The 20,922-nt window shown below is 70.7% G+C and carries 17 protein-coding genes and 1 pseudogene; 9 read left to right on the forward strand and 9 right to left on the reverse strand.

The annotated features are described in order from the left end of the window. Positions 1-277: 277 nt before the first annotated feature. Positions 278-2,539, forward strand: a complete 2,262-nt coding sequence (locus FGX59_RS20675; protein ID WP_138469019.1) for a transglycosylase domain-containing protein — start codon at positions 278-280, stop codon at positions 2,537-2,539. Positions 2,540-3,297: 758 nt separating this feature from the next. Here the strand turns inward: FGX59_RS20675 and FGX59_RS20680 are convergent. From FGX59_RS20680 to FGX59_RS20690, 3 genes are all read right to left on the reverse strand, one after another. Beyond that, entirely contained in the window at positions 3,298-4,662 is a 1,365-nt protein-coding gene (locus tag FGX59_RS20680) for an aminotransferase class I/II-fold pyridoxal phosphate-dependent enzyme (RefSeq protein ID WP_138469020.1), read from the reverse strand. Positions 4,663-4,777: 115 nt separating this feature from the next. Next, positions 4,778-5,629 (reverse strand): 3-mercaptopyruvate sulfurtransferase, encoded by an 852-nt coding sequence (gene sseA, locus FGX59_RS20685; protein ID WP_138469021.1) that lies wholly within the window; start codon positions 5,627-5,629, stop codon positions 4,778-4,780. A 95-nt stretch (positions 5,630-5,724) separates the two neighbouring features. After that, the gene (locus FGX59_RS20690) at positions 5,725-6,597 is read right to left on the reverse strand and encodes an AraC family transcriptional regulator (protein WP_138469022.1); all 873 of its coding nucleotides are present in this window, start codon (positions 6,595-6,597) and stop codon (positions 5,725-5,727) included. Between the two features lie 176 nt (positions 6,598-6,773). Between FGX59_RS20690 and FGX59_RS20695 the strand changes: the two genes are divergently transcribed. Beyond that, entirely contained in the window at positions 6,774-7,544 is a 771-nt protein-coding gene (locus tag FGX59_RS20695) for an SDR family NAD(P)-dependent oxidoreductase (protein WP_138469023.1), read from the forward strand. 29 nt (positions 7,545-7,573) lie between these two features. Here FGX59_RS20695 and smpB read toward each other — a convergent pair whose 3' ends face one another. Continuing rightward, positions 7,574-8,047 carry an SsrA-binding protein SmpB gene (gene smpB, locus FGX59_RS20700; protein WP_138469024.1) on the reverse strand — a complete coding sequence of 158 codons (474 nt, stop codon included), beginning with the start codon at positions 8,045-8,047 and terminating at the stop codon, positions 7,574-7,576. Between the two features lie 209 nt (positions 8,048-8,256). On the opposite strand from smpB, the gene FGX59_RS20705 reads away from it, so the two are divergent. Together FGX59_RS20705 and FGX59_RS20710 are read left to right on the forward strand one after the other, a co-directional pair. Then, entirely contained in the window at positions 8,257-8,706 is a 450-nt protein-coding gene (locus FGX59_RS20705; protein ID WP_138469025.1) for a hypothetical protein, read from the forward strand. Between the two features lie 68 nt (positions 8,707-8,774). Continuing rightward, positions 8,775-9,563, forward strand: a complete 789-nt coding sequence (locus FGX59_RS20710) for a peptidoglycan-binding protein (RefSeq protein WP_138469026.1) — start codon at positions 8,775-8,777, stop codon at positions 9,561-9,563. A gap of 551 nt (positions 9,564-10,114) precedes the next feature. Here FGX59_RS20710 and FGX59_RS39725 read toward each other — a convergent pair. Beyond that, a pseudogene (locus FGX59_RS39725) lies at positions 10,115-11,150 on the reverse strand (hypothetical protein); the annotation flags it as partial. Between FGX59_RS39725 and FGX59_RS20720 the strand changes: the two are divergent. From FGX59_RS20720 to FGX59_RS38170, 3 genes are all read left to right on the forward strand, one after another. Then, positions 11,128-11,424, forward strand: a complete 297-nt coding sequence (locus tag FGX59_RS20720) for a hypothetical protein (protein WP_138469028.1) — start codon at positions 11,128-11,130, stop codon at positions 11,422-11,424. The pseudogene FGX59_RS39725 and the gene FGX59_RS20720 overlap by 23 nt on opposite strands. Positions 11,425-11,991: 567 nt before the next feature. Further along, positions 11,992-12,114 (forward strand): hypothetical protein, encoded by a 123-nt coding sequence (locus FGX59_RS39345; RefSeq protein WP_255471616.1) that lies wholly within the window; start codon positions 11,992-11,994, stop codon positions 12,112-12,114. Between the two features lie 2,152 nt (positions 12,115-14,266). Then, a complete protein-coding gene (locus FGX59_RS38170) occupies positions 14,267-14,404 on the forward strand; it encodes a hypothetical protein (RefSeq protein WP_206078400.1) in 138 nt (45 codons plus the stop codon). A gap of 169 nt (positions 14,405-14,573) precedes the next feature. On the opposite strand, the gene FGX59_RS20730 is transcribed toward FGX59_RS38170, so the two are convergent. Together FGX59_RS20730 and dapA are read right to left on the reverse strand one after the other, a co-directional pair. Beyond that, the gene (locus FGX59_RS20730) at positions 14,574-15,065 is read right to left on the reverse strand and encodes a TrmO family methyltransferase (protein WP_138469029.1); all 492 of its coding nucleotides are present in this window, start codon (positions 15,063-15,065) and stop codon (positions 14,574-14,576) included. Beyond that, the gene (gene dapA / locus FGX59_RS20735) at positions 15,062-15,934 is read right to left on the reverse strand and encodes a 4-hydroxy-tetrahydrodipicolinate synthase (protein WP_138469030.1); all 873 of its coding nucleotides are present in this window, start codon (positions 15,932-15,934) and stop codon (positions 15,062-15,064) included. The genes FGX59_RS20730 and dapA overlap by 4 nt, the downstream gene beginning before the upstream one ends. A 193-nt stretch (positions 15,935-16,127) precedes the next feature. Here dapA and FGX59_RS20740 point away from each other — a divergent pair, with 193 nt between their 5' ends. Then, positions 16,128-18,062: a lytic transglycosylase domain-containing protein gene (locus FGX59_RS20740; RefSeq protein WP_171060749.1), complete on the forward strand. Its 1,935-nt coding sequence runs from the start codon at positions 16,128-16,130 to the stop codon at positions 18,060-18,062. Positions 18,063-18,145: 83 nt separating this feature from the next. On the opposite strand, the gene FGX59_RS20745 is transcribed toward FGX59_RS20740, so the two are convergent. Both FGX59_RS20745 and mnmD read right to left on the reverse strand, forming a co-directional pair. Then, on the reverse strand, positions 18,146-19,027 hold the full coding sequence (locus FGX59_RS20745) for a DMT family transporter (RefSeq protein WP_138469032.1): 882 nt from the start codon (positions 19,025-19,027) through the stop codon (positions 18,146-18,148). Continuing rightward, positions 19,024-19,698, reverse strand: a complete 675-nt coding sequence (gene mnmD / locus FGX59_RS20750) for a tRNA (5-methylaminomethyl-2-thiouridine)(34)-methyltransferase MnmD (protein WP_138469033.1) — start codon at positions 19,696-19,698, stop codon at positions 19,024-19,026. The genes FGX59_RS20745 and mnmD overlap by 4 nt, the downstream gene beginning before the upstream one ends. A 48-nt stretch (positions 19,699-19,746) precedes the next feature. Between mnmD and FGX59_RS20755 the strand changes: the two genes are divergently transcribed. Beyond that, positions 19,747-20,793, forward strand: coding sequence for an FAD-binding oxidoreductase (locus FGX59_RS20755; protein WP_138469034.1), 1,047 nt, complete (start codon positions 19,747-19,749; stop codon positions 20,791-20,793). Positions 20,794-20,922: the final 129 nt, after the last annotated feature.

Genomic DNA, 20,922 nt, shown 5'->3' on the forward strand with positions numbered 1-20,922 from the left:
CCCTTCCAGTATGCGCGCCTGCTCGGCATGTATCAGCCTATACAGGCCCGAGATGCTGATGGCCGGATCTGCTGCTCTTGCGGTAGGTGACACAAGCGACCAAGTGCGATTTCAGCGACGTTCCGAGGGGGGTCATGCCTATTTATTATGCGGAAAATCTGTATGTGACGATTTTTAGGCAGAATGAAAACTCCTGCTGCCGCTGGGGGCGGGGTACCGCTGCGCCTGCGAAAAGGCTAGAAAGGCAGCGAATGCCCGAAGACAGAGCGAGCAGAACATGAGCAGGCCAACGACCCCCCGGCGCCCGGTGCGCGCGACCGGCGGGCGCCCCGCGTCGACGGGCGCCAAGCCCCGCGCCGCCCAGAAGAAACCCGCTGCGAAGCCGCAGAAGAAGGCGGCGCCCGCGCGCAGCCGCAAGGGCGGAAGCGGCGGGTCCGGCGGCGGCAAGGGCGGCGGGAGCCGCCGCGCGCCCTGGCCCCTGCGCATGATCCGCGCGGTGATCGGCGCGATCTGGGGCCTCGGCTGGCGCATGGCGGTCTTCGCCGGGCTGATTCTCGGCGGCTGGGTGGCGGTGGTCTATTCGACGCTGCCGCCGGTGTCGCAGCTGATGGACGGCCGAGTCCGCGGCTCGGTCACGCTGCTCGACCGCTCGGGCGAGACCTTCGCCTGGCGCGGCGACCAGTTCGGCGGCGGGGTCCATGCCGACTCCGTCTCGCCCGATCTCAAGCACGCGATCGTCGCCACCGAGGACCGCCGCTTCTACCGCCATCCCGGGGTCGATCCGATCGGCATCCTCGGCGCGATGCGCATCAACATGGCCGAGGGGCGCGGGCCGCTCTCGGGCAATGGCGGCTCGACCATCACCCAGCAGACTGCCAAGCTGCTCTGCGTCGGCCGCGCCTATGACCCCTCCGAGGGGCTCAGCGAGGCCGAGTACGAGGCCCAGTGCCGCGAGAGCACGCTGGCGCGCAAGGCGCGCGAGGCGATCTACGCGCTGGCGATGGAAGTGAAGTACTCCAAGGACGAGATCCTGACGATCTACATGAACCGCGCCTATCTGGGCGCGGGCACCCGCGGCTTCGAGGCGGCCAGCGAGCTCTATTTCGGCAAGCCCGCCAGCGAGGTCGATCCGGCCGAGGCAGCGATGCTGGCCGGTCTCCTGAAGGCGCCCAGCCGCTACGCGCCGACCGCCAATCTCAAGCGCAGCCAGGAACGCGCGAATGTCATCATCGGACTGATGCGCGACCAGGGCTACCTGTCGGCGGAGGAGGCCGAGGATGCCCGCGCCTATCCGGCGACGATCTCGGCGGCGGCGGCGAACCGCACCGGCGGCTATTTCGCCGACTGGGTGATGGGCGTGGTGCCGGAATACTACGGCAAGGGCACGACCGAGGATGTCACCATCCGCACGACGCTCGACATGGACATGCAGGTCAAGGCCGAGGCGGCGCTGGCCGAGGTGTTCCGCACCAAGGTGAAGGCCGGATCCGAGGCCGAGGCCGCGATCGTGGTGATGGGGGCCGACGGCGCGGTGCGCGCGATGGTCGGCGGCCGCGATGCCGACGTGCCGGGCGGCTTCAACCGCGCGGTCCAGGCCAAGCGGCAGACCGGCTCGGCCTTCAAGCCCTTCGTCTACGCCACCGCGCTCGACCTGGGCTATTCCTACAACGACATGGTCGAAGACGCGCCCCTGACCATCAACGTGCCGGGCTCGGGTCCCTGGACGCCGCAGAACTACAGCCGCAACTACCATGGCTGGGTCTCGCTGACCCGCGCGCTGCAGGACAGCCTGAACATCCCTGCGGTGAAGGTCTCCGAGGCGGTCGGCCGCAAGAACGTGATCAGCGTGGCGACCGATTTCGGCATCGATTCCACGCTCTTCGACGGGCCGTCCCTGGCGCTCGGCGTGTCCGAGGCGTCGCTGCTGGAGCTGACCGGCGCCTATGCGGGCATCCTCAATGGCGGCCAGTCGGTGGCGCCCTACGGCCTGACCTCGCTTTCCGTGCGCGGCGAGAACGCCCCGGTCATGGAGAAGGAGGGCGGCATCGGCGAGCGGGTGATCTCGCGCGACGCGGCCGAGCAGCTCGTCTACATGATGAACCAGGTGATCGAGCACGGCACCGGCCACCGCGCCAAGCTCGACGGCCGTCCGGCGGCGGGCAAGACCGGCACCACCTCTTCGGCGCGCGATGCTTGGTTCATGGGCTTCACCGGCGATTTCGTCGTCGGCGTCTGGATGGGCTATGACGACAACACGCCGCTGACCGGGGTGACGGGCGGCGGGCTGCCGGCCGAGATCTGGCACGAGGTGATGCTGCGCATCAACGAGGGCCGCCCGGTCACGCCGCTGCCGATGATCACGCCGAGCGACAGCCAGCCCGAGCGGATGGTCGGCAACCAGGGCGGCCAGGGCCAGCCGGGGCGCGGCTCCGGCCAGGCGCAGATCCCGGTGCCGGACCTCTCGGACCTGCCCGAGAAGGCCCAGGGCCTGGCCGAGCGCATCATGAAGGACGTGCGCGGCCTCTTCGGCCGCAACTGACGCGCCCCCCGGGCGGAGCTGCCCGCCAGCTCCGCCCGTCGTCTTCCGCAGGGTCCGGCGCAGCTCCGGCCACGGCCCTTGCCCGGCTTGCCGGGGGCTCCGCTGTCGGAGCCGGGGTCGAAGAGAGCGCATCGAGCCGCCTGTCCTGGTTCCCATCCAGCGCAACTTCCGTCAGCTCTGTTCGCAGGCTCCTCCGCGGTTCCGGCGTCCCGGCGTTCGCCGCACCCTCGGCGCCCCCCGGCACTTGTCCTCCGCTGCGAGGCCCGGTGCCGGGGGGCGCCGCGCCGCCTCTCCGGGTGCCCTTCCGGCGTCGTCCCTGGTGCAGTTTCCCGCTGCTTGCGTTCATCTTCTTGCAATTCCGGCACGTCTTCGCCTGCCGCCTATGTCCTGGTCTGCGGCGCCTGTCCCCGATCTCTGCCAGCGCGGCCTCCGTCGGAGCTGCTTGGCGGGTCTGCTGGTTGCGCTCCGCCTTTTCCGCCGCGGCGAAGTCCGTGCCCTCCGAGCAGACCTCTTTCGCTCACCCTCGGCTGCGGCTTTCTGCGCCTGGGAGCGCGCCGGGCCAGCTCTCCGCGATCCCGTCCGGCGGCGCCCCGGGCGGAGCGGTTCGCCGACGCCGCCGGGTCCACCTCCGCCGGGTCCGGTGGGCCCCCGGCTGCCGCCTCCGCATTGGTGTCCGTTGTCTCGACGTCCGTTCGCGGGGGGCCTTGGAGGGGGATCGTGCACCGGGCCACCCGTCAGCGGTCGCGTCCTGCGAGGCCTCAGGCGGAGCGGTTCGCCGAGGCGGCCGGATCTTCCTCCGCCGGGTCCGGTGCGTCCCCGTCCGCCGCCTCCGCCCCGGTCTCCGGGGGCTCTCCGTCTTCTGCGGGGTCCGGGGCCGGGGAGAGGGCGTCGAGCAGCCTGTCGCCGATCCCTTCCAGCGCCTCCTCCGGGGCGGCGAGGCTGGCGGCGACGCCCTCGGCAATGCGGGCGATGGCGGCGGCATTGAGCCCCGAGAGGTTGATCCGTCCGTCCGGGGCGATGCCGATGCCATGCTCCGCCCAGAGATGCAGGCGCCGCGCCCCGGTGAGCGGCAGCTGCGAGAACAGCCCCAGACCCGTCGCCAGCGCCTGCCAGCGCGCCTCGCCCGTCGCGGTCTCCAGCGCCGCGGCCAGCGCCGCGCGGGTCTCGCCGAGCCCCATGCGCAGCTGCCGCAGCGCGGCCTCCCAGTCCTCGCGCTGGTCGCGCGTGCCGAGCAGGTCGGTCACGATCAGCTGTCCCGGCCGCGCGGCCGGGCCGAAGCCCGTGGCGGCGAAATCCTCCATCATGTCGCTGGCCCGCACGGCCTCGCCCATGGTCTCGGCGCGCACCAGCAGCATGCCGGTGCGCTCGCCATGAAGCGTGAAGCTCGACGAGCAGCTGAAGGCGAGGAAGGCCTCGGGCACGGCGATGGCCAGCCCGTGGGCGCCGTCGAGATCGCTCTGCGGCCCGGTGCAGAGCCCGGCATGGGAGATGTCGACCAGCGGCACCGCGCCAGTGGCGATGCAGAGCCCGGCGAGCGCCGCCCAGAGCTCGGGCGGCAGGTCGATCCCGGTCGGGTCCTGGCCGCAGGCCTGCAGCAGCAGCACGTCCCCGGGCGCCATGGCCGCTAGCGTGGCCAGCATGTCCTCGGTGCGCAGCGTGCTGCCGTCGGAATAGGGGTAGTAGCGCTGGTTCAGCCCCGTGGCGGCGACCAGCTCCGCCTGCAGGCGGCGCCCGGGCGCGGGCAGCCACAGCGTCGTCTCCGGATGCAGCTCCCTGAGCATGGCGAGGGCCATCCACAGGGCGCCGCGGCCGCCGGGGGTGGAGATGACGGCATGGCGCTCCTCCTCGAGGAGCTGGCCCGGCATCAGGTAGTCATGCAGCACGATCTGGAAGGCGCTGTCGCCGGTGGCCGGCCCGGCCTCGCGCAGGAACCCGCCCGCCTCGGCCAGGCGGCGGCGCATCTCGGCCACCGCGGCGAATTCCAGGAGTCCGCGCTCGGCGGTCAGGGCATGCTCCCCGCTGAGATCCAGCGCGTCCTCGCGCGTCCTGCACTCCAGGCACAGGTTGACGATATCCTCCGCGCCCCGCGGGGCGGGGCGGTACCGTCCCAGCAATCTGCCCATCAGATCCCACTGCTTGCTGCCTCGATCGGGCGGCACTGTCGCAAGCGCGGCTTAAGGGCGGGTGTAGCCCGCCCGGAATGCCTAGAACTCTAAGGACTTTCCGGCTGGCGCGGCCTCAGCCGGTGGCGGCGGCCAGCCCGTCATACATGCCCCATTCGGCCCAGGAGCCGTCATAGAGCGCATGGTCGGTCTTGCCGATCCGCTCCAGCGCCAGGCTGAGGATCGCGGCGGTGACGCCCGAGCCGCAGCTGGTGATCGCGGGCTTCGACAGGTCCACCCCGGCGGTCTCGAAGGCCGCGCGCAGCGATGCGGGCGCCTTCATCGTGCCGTCCTCGTTGAGCAGCAGCTGGTAGTGCAGGTTCTTCGAATTCGGGATGTGCCCCGAGCGCAGCCCGGGCCGCGGCTCGGGCTCCTTGCCGGCGAAGCGGGACGGGGAGCGGGCATCGATGATCTCTTGATCGCCCAGCTTGGAGGCGGCCGCGACCTGGGTCACGTCCTTGACCATGTGGTTCTGGCGGCTGACCGTCATGTGGCGGTCGCGCACGATCGGCGGCAGGTCCTCGACCTCGCGCTTCTCGGCCAGCCATTTCGGGAAGCCGCCGTCGAGCACGGCGATGTCGGTCTTGCCCATCAGCCGGAAAAGCCACCAGACGCGCGCGGCCGAGAACAGGCCCGAGCCATCGTAGACGACGATCTGGTGCCCGTCGCCGACGCCCATCTTGCGCATGCGCGACATGAATTTCTCGATCGGCGGCGCCATGTGCGGCATGTCCGAGCGCAGGTCGGAAATCTCGTCGATATCGAAGAAGCGGGCACCGGGGATATGGGCCTTCTCGTATTCCGCGCGGCCGTTGCGACCGGAATCCGGCATGTACCAGGACGCATCCAGGATCCTCAGATCGGGATCGCGCAGATGGTCCTCCAGCCAGTCCGTGGTCACCAGGGTCTTCGGGTCGCTCTCAGCCATGTCCGCCTTCCACACTCCGCCTCTCGCAAGGGGTACCGGCATGGCCCGGACTGCACAAGGCCCCGGATTCGCCGCGCTGCAGAAACCGGACGCTATCAGGCGGGGCGGCGGTCGTTTCTGGGGGGAGCGCCGAACTTGCGGGCATATTCGCGGCTGAACTGGGTGGGGCTGCCATAGCCGACCCCGAAGGCCGCCGCGGTGACGCTCTGCCCGGCCTGGAGCTGGCGGCGCGCCTCCACGAGGCGCAGCTCCTTCTGGTACTGCAGCGGCGTGGTGCCGGTCACGTCGCGGAAATGCTGGTGGAAGCTCGAGACGCTCATCCCCGCCAGCGCCGCCAGCTCGGCGACGCGCAGCGGCTCGCCGGCATGGGCGTCGAGATGGCCGGTGGCGCGCGAGATGCGGCTCGCCGCGCTGCCGGGGCGGGCGAGGCGGCGCAGCATCGCGCCGTTGCGGGCCATGAGCAGCCGGTAGTGGATCTCGCGCTTCAGCAGCGGCAGCATCACCTCCTGCTCGACCGGGTTCCCGGCGAGCGCGGGCAGGCGCAGCATGGCTCCGGCCAGGGCGGCGTCGGCCTCGCCGGGGGCGAGGGCGCGGGCATCCTCCACCTGGCTGCCGTCGAACCGGTCGCAGAGCGCGCGCAGCTCGTCGAGGTCGATGTCATGGGCCAGCGCCAGATAGGGCTGCGGGGCGGACGCGCGGGTGATCCGCGAGCGCACCGGCATCAGGTGCGAGACGATCAGCGACTCTCCGGCGCCGAAGCGCAGCGTGCCCTGCGCGCAGGACGCCTCCTTCTCGCCCTGCAGCACCAGGCAGACCAGCGGGCGGTAGCGGATGTGCTCCATCTCGGTCGGCGCCTCGGCGCGGACGATGGCGAGGCCGGGGATGCCGGTCGCCGCGGGGACCGGCCCGGCGCCGAGGCGGCGGGCGAAGCGGTCGAGCGCGGCGATGGTGTCGGGATCGGGGATCATGGCGGCTCCAGTCCTAGCGCCTGCCGCGCCGCCGGTCGAGTGGCGGGATCCGCGCAATCGTCACGAAGCGGCGAGCGATGTTTCGGAGGATCGGGCAGGAGCCGCGGAGGAACCGGCAGGACCTGCAGGGCGCCCGGGTGCATATCCCCGGCATCACCGATCGAAGGAGAACGGACATGACCGATCAGATCAAGGCGCGCCCGGTCGCGCTCGTCACCGGCGGCAGCCGCGGGCTCGGCCGCGCGATGGCGCTCCATCTTGCACGCGAAGGGGCGGATGTCGTCCTGACCTACCAGTCCCGCGCCGATGCCGCCGCCGAGACCGTGGCGGAGATCGAGGCCCTGGGCGGCCGCGCCGCGGCGCTGCCGCTCGATACGCGGGAGATTTCGGGCTTCGACGGCTTCGCGGCTGCGCTCGGGGCGCAGCTCTCGGGCTGGGGCGCGGCAGGGCTCGACATCCTGGTGCTCAATGCCGGGATCGGCCTCAATGCGCCGGTCGCGGAGACGGGCGAGGAGATGTTCGACACGCTCTTCGCCATCCACGTCAAGGGCGTGTTCTTCCTGGCGCAGCGGCTCCTGCCGGTGCTGAAGGATGGCGGGCGCGTGCTGGCGGTGTCGACCGGGCTCACCCGGTTCTGCATGCCGGGCTATGCCGCCTATGCCGCGGCCAAGGGCGCGGTGGAGGTCTTCGCCCGCTACCTCGCCGTCGAGCTGGGGCCGCGCGGCATCTCGGTCAACGTGCTGGCTCCCGGCGCGATCGAGACCGATTTCGGCGGCGGCATGATCCGCGACAACGCGCAGGTGAATGCCCATGTCGCCGGGGTCACGGCGCTGGGGCGGGTCGGCCTGCCCGACGATATCGGCGCGGCGGCCGCGAGCCTGCTGATGTCGGAGGGCAACTGGATCACCGGCCAGCGCATCGAGGTCTCGGGCGGCATGAAGCTCTGAACCCGCCCGGGTTGGCCTGCGCCGCGGTCTCAGCCGTGGCGCAGCAGCCTCTGCTTCTGGCGGTCCCAGTCGCGCTTGGCCTCGGTGGCGCGCTTGTCCTGGGTCTTCTTGCCCTTGGCGATGCCGATCTTCAGCTTCACCAGGCCCTTGTGGTTGAAGTACATCACCAGCGGCACCAGGGTCATGCCCTCGCGCTGGGTCGCCGACCAGAGCTTGGCCAGTTCCTTGCGCGATACCAGGAGCTTGCGCTTGCGCCGCTCTTCGTGGCCCCAGGTCTTGGCCTGCTCGTAGGGGGCGATGTAGCCGTTGATCAGCCACAGCTCGCCGTCTTCGACATTGGCGTAGCTGTCGGCGATGTTCGATCCGCCGAGGCGCAGCGACTTGACCTCGGAGCCCATCAGGATGATGCCGACTTCGATATCGTCCTCGATCGCGTAGTCGTACCGCGCGCGGCGGTTCTCCGCGATCACCTTGTAGTTCGGATCTGATTTCGCTTTTGCCATGGGAAGCGGGATATAGGCGGTAAGCGGCCGGTTGAAAAGGCGTCGCGCGCGCCCCGGCCGCAATTCCCCGCCGCAGTTCTGCCGCAATCCTGCCGGAGTTGGGTAAAATCCGCCATGTTTCCGCCTAGGTGATGCCGCGGGAATTGAGGTAATATCAATCTTGTCTTGAGATAGCCCCCATGTCCCTTGACCATTCAGCGAGGCTGGACATGTTCGATCAAGTTTACGGGCGCGAGCTTCCGCCCATGGAGGACTGGCCCCAGCGGCTCCTCGACGAAGCCATCAAGTGCAAGGTCCAGTTCGGTGTGCTGGTGCTCGGCCAGGGCATGGTGACGGGCCATCTGGTCAGCGCGGCGCCGAAGGCGAAGATCGCGGTGATCCGTATCGACCATGATCCGCGCGACATGCTGGTCGGCGTCGATTACCCGGCGGAGATGCGCTATGTCAGCGAGATCCGCCATCCCTGCAATGCGTTCTCCCTGATGCGCCCGCCGGTCACGGCGCGCTCGGCCATGGCCACGCGGATGGCGGCACGCCGCCTGCTGGAAACCGCCAAGCCCCAGGCAGGCGCGCCCGGCAAGGCGGGCCCTGCCGGCGCGGCTTCTGCCGCGACGCGCCCCAGGACGGTGCCGCGGCGGATCCTGCGGGTCAGCGGCTGAGCCTCCGCGCTTGATTTCCGTCCCAGGGCGGGCTCCTCTGCCGCAAGGGCAGGCCAGAGGAGGGTGCCATGATCCCGGTCGACGGAGATTTCATCCTGGAGGTCGCCCCGAGCTTCTCGGGGCGCTTCGCGCAGCGGCAGAAGGAGATCGTCACCGCGATTTCCGGCGATTTCGAGCAGGTGCTGCGCCGCTACGAGATCGACAGCGCGCTGCGGATCGCCCATTTCATGGGGCAGGTGACGCATGAATGCGCGGGCTTCCGCACCACCGAGGAATTCGCCTCCGGCGCCGCCTACGAGGGCCGCGCCGATCTCGGCAATACCGAGAAGGGCGACGGGCGCCGCTACAAGGGGCGGGGGCTGATCCAGCTCACCGGCCGGGCGAATTACCGCCAGATGGGCGAACGGCTGGACCTGCCGCTTGAAGAGACGCCGCATGTCGCGGCGCAACCGCTGGCGTCGCTGCGCATTGCCTGCGAGTACTGGGAGAGCCGCGGGATCAACGCGATCTGCGACCGCGACGACCTGATCGGCGTGACGAAACTGGTCAATGGCGGCACCCGCGGGCTGCAGGACCGGGCGGGCTATCTGCGCAAGGCGAAGACCGCGCTGGCGAAGCGCCAGGCGATCATGGTCGCGGCCCGCCAGCCGGGCAGCGATCCGGTGCTGCGCCGCGGCTCCTTCGGCACGCCCGTGGCCGAGCTGCAGGAGCTTCTTGCCGCCAAAGGCGCGGCGCTGACCATCGACGCGGAATTCGGCCCGGGCACGGAAACCGCGCTGAAGGCCTTCCAGGCGGCCCGCGGCCTCGCGATGGACGGCATCGTCGGCCAGAAGACCTGGGCCGCGCTGAGGAGCTGACGCACAAGGGCGGAGGTCCTGCACGCAAGGGCCCAGCCGGAAACCGTCTTCAGCTGCAGCCATGGCACGGCGCGGCACACGGCGTGCCGCAGGCCTCCAGTCGCGCCTGCCGTCGCGGTTCGCAGAGGCGGCGGACGCTGCCATCGGAAGGTGCGCGCCCGGCATCGGTCTTCCCCTCAGCACCCTGGTCGGCTGCGGCGGCGCTGCCGCTTCCCGTCTCGGCTAAGGTATCGGCCGGATGGCGTGTCTTCTCGGAGGGGACCACGCTCTTTGCGTGCGAGACCGCGTGCTTGTGCCCAGTCTCCGCGGCGAAAGGAGCAAAACAGGATTGCCCGGGGCCCTGCGGGGGACGGCTCTCCGGCCGCGGTGCTGGCACGCGCAGCGGCAGGGTTGCCGCGACGGGGATCGCGGCAGTTGCGGGGGCGGGCCCGGGGCAGGGTTGCCCGATGGAAACCGGCCGTTGTGGATGCAAATGCCGGCTCCTGAATGTCCCCGGGGGCCCGGTTGCGCAAATCCGTTGGCGACCGCCGTTCGCCTTTCCCGGGGCACTCTTATCCCGGGGCAACGGCGACCGGGATGCCGAGGGCCGTGAAGCGGCTCGGGATCGCCCCCGGACCTGGACCTCGGCAACCTGGCGGTCGAAGGTGAGGCATCGCGCCGCCATCGGTCCGAGGCCGATGCCGAACGGAGATCAGCTGCGGGCCGAGCTGCTTCACGCAAGTCAGTCAATCGCGGGGAAAATGTCCCCACGGCCTTTTCCCGATCCGGCTCGTATCTCGACCTTGCTCCGTCTGCGGTCCCCGCTCCGGTTCCGCCAGATCGCCAGGCCGAGGCGCCTCGCTGCGCGCCGGCGCCCCGGCGCTGTCCGGCTTCCATGGCCCGGCGCTGCGGCGGGGCGGAAGCGGGAAGGGCCAGAAATAGATCCGGGAGACCTTTTGCGCCGGGAACCGCCGCTGCACTGCGGGCAGCGATGGCGTCACGGCGTACCCGCGCGAACCTGGGCGCGGTCGGCGGTGACGGTGGCACTCTCCGCGTCCGCCGGGATCTGGGCAAGCAGGTTCGGCAGCATCGGGGCATCGCAGAGATTGCAGGACGCGACCTCGACAGCCCGGATCTCCGTGTTCGCCAGGAAACCGTCCGCCGGACGGCTTCCTGATGCACCTCGCTCGCCGTCAATGTCGAGGCGGATCCTGCGCCGAGAGCGGGCCGCGCCACCGGTCCGGGCGGATCCACGAACGCGCTGTTTCGTGCGGCCATGCTTGCGCCCGCGCCACGCGTCTTCGCCTTGATGCCATTCGGGACCGTCCCCGGACCCGCGCGCTGCCGCTTCGTCCAAGTGCAGGTGCAAGGTGCAGTTCGAGCCGCGATACGGTACGGCCGCATCCACTATTCAACGAATCTCCGCGGCGCCACTGACGCCGGGACAGGGTGCTGAAATCCGGCACGGATCGCGGAGCCCCGGGCAGTTTCGGCAGGGGCGCCAAGAAACCGGTCGCCAGCGGGCTTCAACCCATGGCGCCACACAGGTTCATCCTGGCGGAGCGGCAGGGCAAGGAGCGCCTTGATGATCAGGCAGACCCGGACGGCGTTCGTCGGGGAATTGATCCCCCTTGCCGCTGGACGCCTGCCGGCGGTCCTGCAGGGCGGCTTCGGCGGCCCGCGCATGCCATCCGGCGACTGCCTTCGATTTACGACGTCAATCAGAAGTCCCTCTGTACAACACGGGCTCGTGTCGATGGCGGACGGAGCCCGAAAAGGATCGAGCTATGGCGGCGCCATCGGTTGGAGCCCAATGGCGAGGGAGCGGCTGCGCAAGGCGGTGTCGGGTCTGGCGCTGGCGACGCCGATCCTGAAGGCGTGAGCGCGGACGCGCCACCGGTCCGGCGGACCGGTTCAGCCCTGAAAGCGCGGCGTCCCCGAGTCCCGTCCGCCGCCGGGCCTGCACCGACCATGAGGGGTCCGGAACGCCGTGCCTGCCGAATGCCCGGCCAGCACCGGTCGAGGCAACGCAAAGCGCCGCGCGGTCGGGCCGAGGAGGATGCCGTGACCGCGGGCATCATCGCGCTGGCCAGCCAGGACGGGCACTGCGGATATCGGCGCAGTGCGGCGCTGCCCCGCGAGGCCGGGCGGGCGGTGAACGCGACGCGGGCGGAACGGAGCTGACGGCGGGACAGAGGAGGATCAGGAAAAGATCCGGGGGATCGTTTCCCTGACGAAGCAGAAAGTGCCGCGGAAGGGACGGCTCTGGCGGAAGTTCCGGGGACCGTGGCGCCAGTGGTGCCGCGAAAGCCCGCGGAACGGCTCCTGTGCCCGCCTCGGGCCGGAGCGGCCGAACCACGTCCGGTGCTGCGATTTCGCCGAGAGCCTGACCGTCGCCATCGTCTCCCGGACCGATGGCGCGACGATGGCAACCGGCAGGAAATTCCGCGTGCTCACCCTGATCGGTGAATTCACCACGGAATGCCCGGCGATCCGCATCAGTCGCAGGCTGAGAATCGACGTGCTGGCCGACCTGTTCATCCTGGCGGTGTCCCGGGGACATCCGGTCTGAGTTGCCCATCGCGGCGCCATCGGCCCGAACCCGACGGGCGATGGCCCGGACTGCATCGCTTGGGCGGTGACGACATGAGCTGCCGCCGTCGACGCCCAGGCCGCCTGTATCGAGCCGGGCAGCCCTTTGTCCTGTCGAGGATCAGGTAGCGGTCCGGCGGACCGGTTTCCCTAGGCAGGGCCATTGCGACAGCTTCAGCGCCCGGCTCCGGGGCGAGCCGCGCATCGGCGAGATTTACTACCGCCTCGCGGGGACGAAAGTTGTCGTCGAAGTCTGGCGGCACCACGACAAGACGCAACGCCCGCATTCCCGGCTGGGCCATCGGCTCCGGAAGTCGCGCAATGGCCGCTTTCGCCATCCGGCTCGGCCCCGCCGACCGTCCAGGCCCTGGCGCCGAAGCCCGTCATGCACCAAGGTTGGAACCGGTCGATCCGACAGGGCAGGCCACCGCCATGATCCGCGGCTGGAACTGCGCCGCGATGGGCAACCTGGGATCGGCCTTCGGCGGGCAGGCGGCGTTGGCCGCACCGGGGATATCTGACGCCGCAATCGCAAGCGCGTCCGTTCGCGCCACCGGTTCGAGCGCGACGGGCGAATTCGCGCCCGGAGCGGCCAGCTGGCAATCGAGCGCGAACTTTCGCCCTCCGCTTGCTGTCTCCTCTCTGGCTCTGGAGGCAGAAGACAATGAGGAAGCCCAGCCTCCGGCGGCAGAGCGGCCTGCTGTCCCTGGCGCGTCCCGGCCTCCACTGCCAGCCGCGCGGCGCAAGCTCCGGGAACCGCGCCTTGGCGGCACTCATCGACCTGCAGTCCCGGAGGCGCCCCGGCATGGCTCGCGCCGGATGGCCTGCTGCATGCCGCGCGGAGGGCGTGAGTGCGGGCGCCGGGTGATGGAGCTCATGCCGCTCGTGCCGGTCTGGCAGGAACCGAAGGCCGGAATGAAGCATCCGGTGCACGAGGTGAATCGCTCGTCATCGTGCTCGAACCTGTGGCACAGGCGGGACCGCTATCTGAAGGACTTGCCCGCCACCCGGCCGAACCGGTCCGGTGCGCCGGCATCGCCGGACGGAATCGCCTTCAGACCGGCGGCGTTCGGTATTTCGCTCCCGATGCGGCGCATTCCCGTTGGGCCCAACGCGAGGCGCTCAAATGGGTCATTCCTCCGTCTCGTGGCTGTCATGGAGCGGCATTGCCGGACGGGCCGGAGGCGCTCGAACCGCATAGGCGGGGACCTCGGCGCCCGGAAATCGGCGCTGGCGGGGCACGGCACGCCAAAGATCTTCGGGACCGGCCAGGGGCTGCAATGCGCCAGAACCGGCTTCGCGGCTCTGCTGCACGGTGCGAAGTCGACGATCTTCGTGGACGGGCGCGGACACCGGGTCGGCAACCGGGGGAGCGAAAGGCAGTGGCCCATCCCGGGGGTTTGCGGGCGAAACCCCGGCCGTGCAGCGGCGCGCTGGACTACGAGTGCGCCCGCCTGAACGCCTTCGTGACCGGCTCGGCAGCCCCCAAAGGGTCAGCGCCTGGACCCCCGGAAACGAGAGCCGACTGCACTTGCCCCGTAAGGCGCCGTCGCCCCGGCGGGGCCTGTGTCAGCCGGACCCCGGGCCCGAGGACCTCCGCCTGACGTGAAACCGGTGCCATGGCTCGGCGCCGGGGCAACCTGCGCGGAAAGCCGGATGCGCTTCTGCCCCTGCAGGGGCATCTCGGGCGCCCTTTTTGCGCGCCATGCCCAGCGGCGAGCCTGCCCATCAACTGCGCGAGTGTGGCCCTGGCGCTGCCAGTTTCCGGAATTGCGGCGCGATTCCGGGGCCTTCACGGGGCCGTCGGCGCTACGCTCCGTCAAGCTGTGCGGAGCAATTTCCTCGGCGCTTCCCGCCATCGTGAGCCATTGCGATTGATGACGGTAATTCCGCTTGGCATGGGGAGCACCGGCCGGAGGTTTCCGTTCCACTTGGCGAAGCAAGACCCCGGACGCCACCTGGGCGTCGCTCAGCCAGAGAAGATCAGCATCTTACCACCCGCTTTCGGCGCTGTGACGCATGCAGCGCCCCCGGAAATCAATGGTTTGCGAGGCTAGAAACGGGAATTGTCCGGTCCGCAGGGCCGAACCTCTGCACGGAGAGGGGGGCGGAATGGCGGATGTCCTAGGGGCTTGCACCCCGCGTTCCGGTCGGGTCCGGTCTCAGGCGAGGGCGAGGGCGAGGGCGAGGGCGAGGGCGAGGGCGAGGGCGAGGGCGAGGGCGAGGGCGAGGGCGAGGGCGAGGGCGAGGGCGAGGGTGGTGCTCGGTAGACGGCCGTCGACCGGCGGCGGGCCCGTTGCGGCAGGCCGTCCCTCGGACAGTGCCAGGCAGGACGGGGCGGGCCGCGGTGGCCAGTGCCGCATCACGTGCGGGCCATCTTCACGTCCGAAGGGGGCGCTGCGCTATACCGGCGGCGGTGCTCCGCGGGGCGGGCGGGCCTCAGGCTTCCGGGGTCCAGCCGGGCGGGATGTCGACGGTGGAGAGCCAGGGCTTCAGGTCGACCAGCGGCGTGCCGTCGAAGACGTCGATCGCGTCGATGCCGATCACGCCGGCCCCGGCGTCGAGGCTGGTGATCACCACCACCGCCATCGCCAGGGAATTCGGCCGCACCGGCGAGCGCAGCGCGAAGGTGCCGCGGGGGCCGTCGGCATGGCCGGGGCTCTGCACGATCAGGTCGCGGCGGGCGCGGTCCATCCAGTAGACCGCGATCACCGGCTGGCCCACCGAGAGGCCGAGAAGGCCGCGCCCGTAGCCCGGGCGCAGCTCGATCCGCGCGCCCTTGCCGCTTTCGCGGGCGCGGGCGATGTTGCGCGGGCAGTCGCCCTTCGACCAGGGCGAGCGGATCGCCCCGATGAAGCTCAGCCCCGCCTCGGTCCGGTCCGCCGGATCGAAGGGAAGCTGTTCCTCGCCGGGGCGGATGTCCTGGCTCACAGCAGCCCCGCATGCTCCAGCGCGGCGTCGATCCGCGCCTTCACCGCATCGGTGACGGGCAGGATCGGCAGGCGGACCTCGTCGGAGCAGAGGCCGAGGCGGCTCATCGCGTATTTCGCCCCGGCGACACCCGGCTCGAGGAAGATCGCGATATGCAGCGGCATCAGCAGGTCCTGCAGCTCGAGCGCGCGGGCGAAATCGCCCGAGAGCGTCGCCGCCTGGAACTCGGCGCAGAGCTTCGGCGCCACGTTGGCGGTCACCGAGATGCATCCCACCCCGCCATGGGCGTTGAAGCCGAGCGCGGTCGCGTCCTCGCCCGAGAGCTGGACGAAATCCGTGCCGCAGGTGATGCGCTGCTTCGGCACGCGGCTGAGATCGCCGGTCGCGTCCTTGACGCCGATGATCCGCGGCAGCTTCGCCAGCTCGCCCATGGTCTCGGGGGTCATGTCGACGGCCGAGCGGCCGGGGATGTTGTAGATGATGATCGGCAGGCCGCAGGCATCGTGGATCGCGGTGAAATGCGCGATCATGCCCGCCTGGGTCGGCTTGTTGTAGTAGGGGGTGACGATCAGCAGGTGGCTGGCGCCGACCTTTTCGGCATGGCGGCTGAGATCGATCGCCTCGTCGGTGCTGTTCGAGCCCGCTCCGGCGATCACCGGCACGCGGCCCGCGGCGGCTTTGCAGACTTCCTCGACGACGGTGTAGTGCTCGTCGTAGTTCAGCGTCGGGCTCTCGCCCGTGGTGCCGGTGGGGACGATGCCCGAAGAGCCTTCGGCGACATGCCAGTCGACCAGCTTCTTCAGCGCATCCAGATCCAACTGGCCGTCCTTGAACGGCGTCACCAGGGCTGGAATGGACCCTTTGATCATGATGCGCTCCTTTGCATTCCGGGTTTTCGAATCCGTGCGTGCTTTAGCCGCCCTGCCGGGCAATGCCAAGGCGGCGGGCAGCAGAACGCTGCGCGCCGCGGCAGGAATGAAACCCGCTTGCCTCGCCGCGGCGCAGGGGTCAGGGTGCGCAAGGGAGTCTCTTCAAGTTTCAATTCACGGACGGAAATCAGTGATGGCACGGGCATGGGCGCTGGCCCTGGTCGCGGCGCTGGCAACGGCGGCAGCGCCGGGCTGGGCGTCGTTCGAGGATGCACTGGACTCGGCGGCGCAGGGCCGCTGGGACGAGGCAGCGCGGCAGGCGCGCGGCCAGGGCACCTACGCGCCGGTGGTGATCGAGTGGCAGCGGCTGCGCTCTGCCGCGGAGCAGCCGGATTTCGAGGATTACCGCGCCTTCCTGCGCGACCATGCCGACTGGCCGGGGATTCCGCTCCTGCGGCGGCGCGGCGAACTTTCGATCGACGCGCGGGTGCCGCAGGAGGAAGTGCTGGAATATTTCGCCGGCGGCGATCCGACCACCGCGAACGGGTCCTACTGGTTCGCGCTGGCCCTGGCCGGGGCGGGACGGCAGCAGGGGGCCGAGGACACGCTGGTGCGCGCCTGGACCGAGCTGAGCTTCTCGCGCGAGCAGGAGGCGCTCTATCTCGGGCGCTTCCGCGAGCTCCTGGCGCCGCATCACGCCGAGCGGCTCGACAGCCTGCTGTGGCGCGGCGCCTGGGGCGAGGCAGAGCGGATGCTGCCGCTGGTCTCGCCTGGCTGGCAACACCTCGCGGAAGCCCGCAAGGGGCTGCGCCAGGACGTGCCGGGGGTGGACGGGCTGATCGCGCGGGTGCCGGATGCGCTGCAGGACGATCCGGGCCTGGCCTTCGAGCGGATGGCCTGGCGGATGCGGCGCGGACGCTATGCGGACACGGCCGAGCTGATGCGGGCGCAGTCGGCGACCGCGGCGACGCTGGGCCGGCCGGACCGCTGGGCCGACTACCGGCGGCGGCTGGCGCGGCAGCTGATGCGCGACAAGGACTACCGCGACGCCTATCTGGTCGCCTCGGGCCACCGGCTGGAGCCGGGGGCGGACTATGCCGATCTGGAATGGCTCTCGGGCTATGTCGCGCTGCGCTATCTCGAGGCGCCCGGCGCGGCGCTCGACCATTTCCAGCGCATGCAGGCGGCGGTCAGCACGCCGATCTCGCTCGGCCGGGCGGGCTACTGGGAGGGCCGGGCCTACGAGGCGCTCGGCGAGGCGGAGCAGGCGCAGGAGGCCTATGCCTTCGGCGCGCAGTACCAGTCGAGCTTCTACGGCCAGCTTGCCGCCGAGCGCGGCGGGATCGCCCCGGACCCGCGCCTGGCGGGCGGCGAGGACTTCCCCGACGGGGTGCGTGCGCCCTTCCGCTCGTCAGAGGTCTACCAGGCCGGGGTGACGATCTTCGAGGCCGGGAACCTGCCCCTGGCGGCGCGGTTCTTCTCGCATCTGGCCGAGAGCCTGAACCGCGAGGATATCGGCTCGATGGCGGCGCGGCTCGAGCTGCTGAAATCGCCGCATGTCGAGCTGGAGATCGCAAAGCGGGCGGCGACGATGGGCTACGAGATCCACAAGCCGCTCTTTCCGGTCATGCGGCTCGACACCCGCAAGTCGCCGGATGTGGAGCCGGAGCTGGCGCTGTCGATCGCCCGGCGGGAGAGCGAGTTCAACCACGAGGTGGTCAGCCATGCCGGGGCGCGGGGGCTGATGCAGCTGATGCCGGGCACGGCGCAGATGATGGCGCCGGAAGTGGGCGAGGCCTATAGCGCGGCGCGGCTGGTCGGCGATCCGGTCTACAATGCCAAGCTGGGCGCGGCCTATCTGCAGCATCTGCGCGAGGCCTTCGGCGGCAGCACGGTGCTGGTGGCGGCGGGCTACAATGCCGGGCCGGGGCGGCCGCGCGACTGGATGGAGCGCTATGGCGATCCGCGAGATCCGCAGGTCGATCCCGTGGACTGGATCGAGCACATCCCGTTCCGCGAGACCCGCAACTACGTGATGCGGGTGATGGAGGCGATGGCGCCCTACCGCGCGCGGCTCTCGGGGAAATCCGGACCGCTGGGCCTCGAGGAGGCGCTGAAGGCGCGCTAGGGTCCGTGGTGCAGGGGGAGGGGTGCGGGGAGGGGGCACGCCCCCTCCCCGCACCCCTCCCCGGCGCACGCGGCCGGCCGGGCTCAGAGACGGCGGGGCAGGGCGGCGCGCTGGCGTTCGCGCCACCAGGTGAAGAGCCCCGCGGCCACCACGATCGCCGCGCCGAGCACCTGCCGCGGCACCAGCGGATCGGCGAAGAAGACGATGCCGACGATCGAGGCAAAGACCAGGTGGAAATAAGCGAAGGGCTGGATCGCGCTGGCCTCTGCCACCTCGTAGCAGCGGATGTAGAGCCAGTGGCCGAGGATCGCCGTGCAGCACAGCACCGCCATCACCGCCCAGCCCGCCGCATCCATCGGCTGCCAGGCCCAGAGCCCGACCGGGGTCATCACCACCGCGCCGGTAATGCCGGTCCAGAAGAAGCTGGTATCGGTGTTGTCCTGCCGCGCCACATAGCGGTTCATCACCCCGTAGAGCGCGAAGAGGAAGGCCGAGCCGAGCGGCATCAGCGCCAGCGGGCCGAACATCTCGCTGCCCGGGCCGATGATCACCAGGATGCCGCACATGCCGACCGCCACGGCGCTCCAGCGCCGCCAGCCGATCTTCTCGCCGAGGATCGGCCCGGACAGCGCGGTGACGAGCAGCGGCCCGGCGGAGAAGAGCGCGGTATGCGTCACCAGCCCGACCAGCGTGAAGCTGGCGATCGCCAGGCAGATCTCGGAGGAAAGCACCGCGCTGCGCAGGATCTGCACGCCCGGCTGCCGCGTGCGGGCGACGGCGCGGATGCCGCCCGGCTGGCGCGCGGCGCGGATCAGCACATAGGCGGCATGCGCCCAGTAGCGGATCATCACGATCATCAGCACGCTGTATTCGCTGGCCAGCGTGCGCGAGAACCCGTCCTGCATCGAGAAGACCAGGCAGGCGGCGATCATGATCAGGATGCCGAGGGCGGTATTCTGGTTCATGCGCGTGTTCCGGCCGTCATGTGGCGCTTGCGGCCGAAGCCGGGGACGCGCTCCACCGCGAAGCCCGCCTCTGCCAGCGCGGCGCGCACCGCGCCGGCCGCCGTGTAGGTGGCGAAGCTGCCGCCCGGGGCGGTGTGGCGGGCGACTTCCGAAAGCAGCGCGGGCTCCCAGAGCTCGGGATTGCGCGCCGGGGCGAAGCCGTCGAGGAACCAGGCATCGGCGCGGCCGTCCCAAGCGGGAAGGGTCTCGCGCGCGTCGCCCAGGATCAGCTCCACCTCGACCTCGCCCATGGTCCAGACCCGCATGTCCTGTTCGCGCGCCGAGATCATCGGCGCGGCAAGGGCTGCCGCCTCGGGGAAGTGCCCGAGCGCCCTGACCATGTCGTCGGCGGACATCGGGAAGAGCTCGAAGCTGGTGAAGCGCACGGGGCCTGCGGGCTTCGCCTTCGCCACCATGGCGACGAAGGCGAGCAGGTTCAGCCCCGTGCCGAAGCCGAGCTCGGCGACCTGGAAGCCGGGGCGGAGCCGATCGGGCAGGCCGTTCCCGGCCAGGAAGACATGCGCGGTCTCGTCCCAGCCGTTCTCCAGCGAGTAGTACGGATCGTCGAAACGGCGGGAGACCGGCACGGCGCCGTCGCGCCAGGTGATCTCCGCCTGCTGGTGATTGGTCATCTTATGTCCTAAGGGTCGGGCCCGGCAGCGGCTGCAGGAGGCGCCATCATGTCCAGAATTGACGTCACCATCCGCGGGGCCGGGATCTTCGGATTGTCCATCGCCTATGCCTGTGCGTGCCGCGGCGCAAGGGTGCGCGTGATCGACCCCGGCGGGATCGGCGCGGGATCCTCGGGCGGCATTGTCGGCGCGCTGGCCCCGCATGTGCCCGAGCGCTGGAACTCCAAGAAGGCCTTCCAGTTCGACAGCCTGCGCATGGCCGAACCCTTCTGGGCGGGCGTGGCGGCAGCGGGCGGGCGCGACCCGGGCTACCTGCGCTCGGGGCGGCTGCAGCCGGTGGCGGACGCGGCGGCGCGCGCGCTGGCAGAGGAGCGCGCGGCGGAGGCGGAGACGCTCTGGCAGGGCTTCGCCCGCTGGCGCGTGGTCGAGGCGGCCGCGCATGCGGGCTGGGCGCCGCCCTCGCCGAGCGGGCTCCTGATCGAGGACACGCTGACCGCGCGGCTTCATCCGCGCCTGGCCGGGCAGGCGCTGGCCGCGGCCGTGACCGCCCTGGGCGGCGAGGTCGTGGCGGAAGGCGCCGAGGAGGGGCGGCTTGTGCTGGCCACCGGCTGGCGCGGGCTCCTGGACCTGAACGGCGAGCTGGGCCAGGCGGTCGGCGCGGGGATCAAGGGGCAGGCGGCGCTTTTCCGGGCGGAGGCGCGGGCGCTGCCGCAGCTTTTCGCCGAGACGCTGCATATCGTGCCCCATGCCGATGGCACGGTGGCGGTGGGCTCGACCTCGGAGCGCGAATTCGACGACCCGGCGGCCCCGGATGCGCAATGCGACGCGCTCATCGCGGCGGCGCGCAGGCTCTGCCCGCTGCTGGCGGAGGCGCCGGTGATCGAGCGATGGGCCGGGGTGCGGCCGCGGGCGCGCAGCCGCGCGCCGATGCTCGGGCCCCATCCCGGGCGCGACGGCGTCTTCATCGCCAATGGCGGCTTCAAGATCGGCTTCGGCATGGCCCCGGCCGTGGCCGAAGTGATGGCGGATCTGCTGCTCGACGGCCATGACCGCATCCCCGAGGGCTTCCGCGTCGCCGACAGTCTGCGCGGCTGACGCGGCGCTGCCCGGAAACCGCGCATCCGCCGCGAAGCCCGGCAGCCGGGCGGCGCCGGGGCATTGACGGACCGGGCTTCGTGACGGTTTCATGACAGGGATCAAGGCAGTTCCGCGCGGACCGCGCTA

This window comes from Poseidonocella sp. HB161398, assembly GCF_005870025.1.
Lineage (GTDB): Bacteria > Pseudomonadota > Alphaproteobacteria > Rhodobacterales > Rhodobacteraceae > Mangrovicoccus.

Excerpts from the sequence above, each read along its gene's own strand:
- FGX59_RS20675 (WP_138469019.1), top strand. The coding sequence starts at position 278 with ATGAGCAGGCCAACGACCCCCCGGCGCCCGGTGCGCGCGACCGGCGGG.
- FGX59_RS20680 (WP_138469020.1), bottom strand. The coding sequence starts at position 4,662 with ATGGGCAGATTGCTGGGACGGTACCGCCCCGCCCCGCGGGGCGCGGAG.
- sseA (WP_138469021.1), bottom strand. The coding sequence starts at position 5,629 with ATGGCTGAGAGCGACCCGAAGACCCTGGTGACCACGGACTGGCTGGAG.
- FGX59_RS20690 (WP_138469022.1), bottom strand. The coding sequence starts at position 6,597 with ATGATCCCCGATCCCGACACCATCGCCGCGCTCGACCGCTTCGCCCGC.
- FGX59_RS20695 (WP_138469023.1), top strand. The coding sequence starts at position 6,774 with ATGACCGATCAGATCAAGGCGCGCCCGGTCGCGCTCGTCACCGGCGGC.
- smpB (WP_138469024.1), bottom strand. The coding sequence starts at position 8,047 with ATGGCAAAAGCGAAATCAGATCCGAACTACAAGGTGATCGCGGAGAAC.
- FGX59_RS20705 (WP_138469025.1), top strand. The coding sequence starts at position 8,257 with ATGTTCGATCAAGTTTACGGGCGCGAGCTTCCGCCCATGGAGGACTGG.
- FGX59_RS20710 (WP_138469026.1), top strand. The coding sequence starts at position 8,775 with ATGATCCCGGTCGACGGAGATTTCATCCTGGAGGTCGCCCCGAGCTTC.
- FGX59_RS20720 (WP_138469028.1), top strand. The coding sequence starts at position 11,128 with ATGATCAGGCAGACCCGGACGGCGTTCGTCGGGGAATTGATCCCCCTT.
- dapA (WP_138469030.1), bottom strand. The coding sequence starts at position 15,934 with ATGATCAAAGGGTCCATTCCAGCCCTGGTGACGCCGTTCAAGGACGGC.
- FGX59_RS20740 (WP_171060749.1), top strand. The coding sequence starts at position 16,128 with ATGGCACGGGCATGGGCGCTGGCCCTGGTCGCGGCGCTGGCAACGGCG.
- FGX59_RS20745 (WP_138469032.1), bottom strand. The coding sequence starts at position 19,027 with ATGAACCAGAATACCGCCCTCGGCATCCTGATCATGATCGCCGCCTGC.
- mnmD (WP_138469033.1), bottom strand. The coding sequence starts at position 19,698 with ATGACCAATCACCAGCAGGCGGAGATCACCTGGCGCGACGGCGCCGTG.
- FGX59_RS20755 (WP_138469034.1), top strand. The coding sequence starts at position 19,747 with ATGTCCAGAATTGACGTCACCATCCGCGGGGCCGGGATCTTCGGATTG.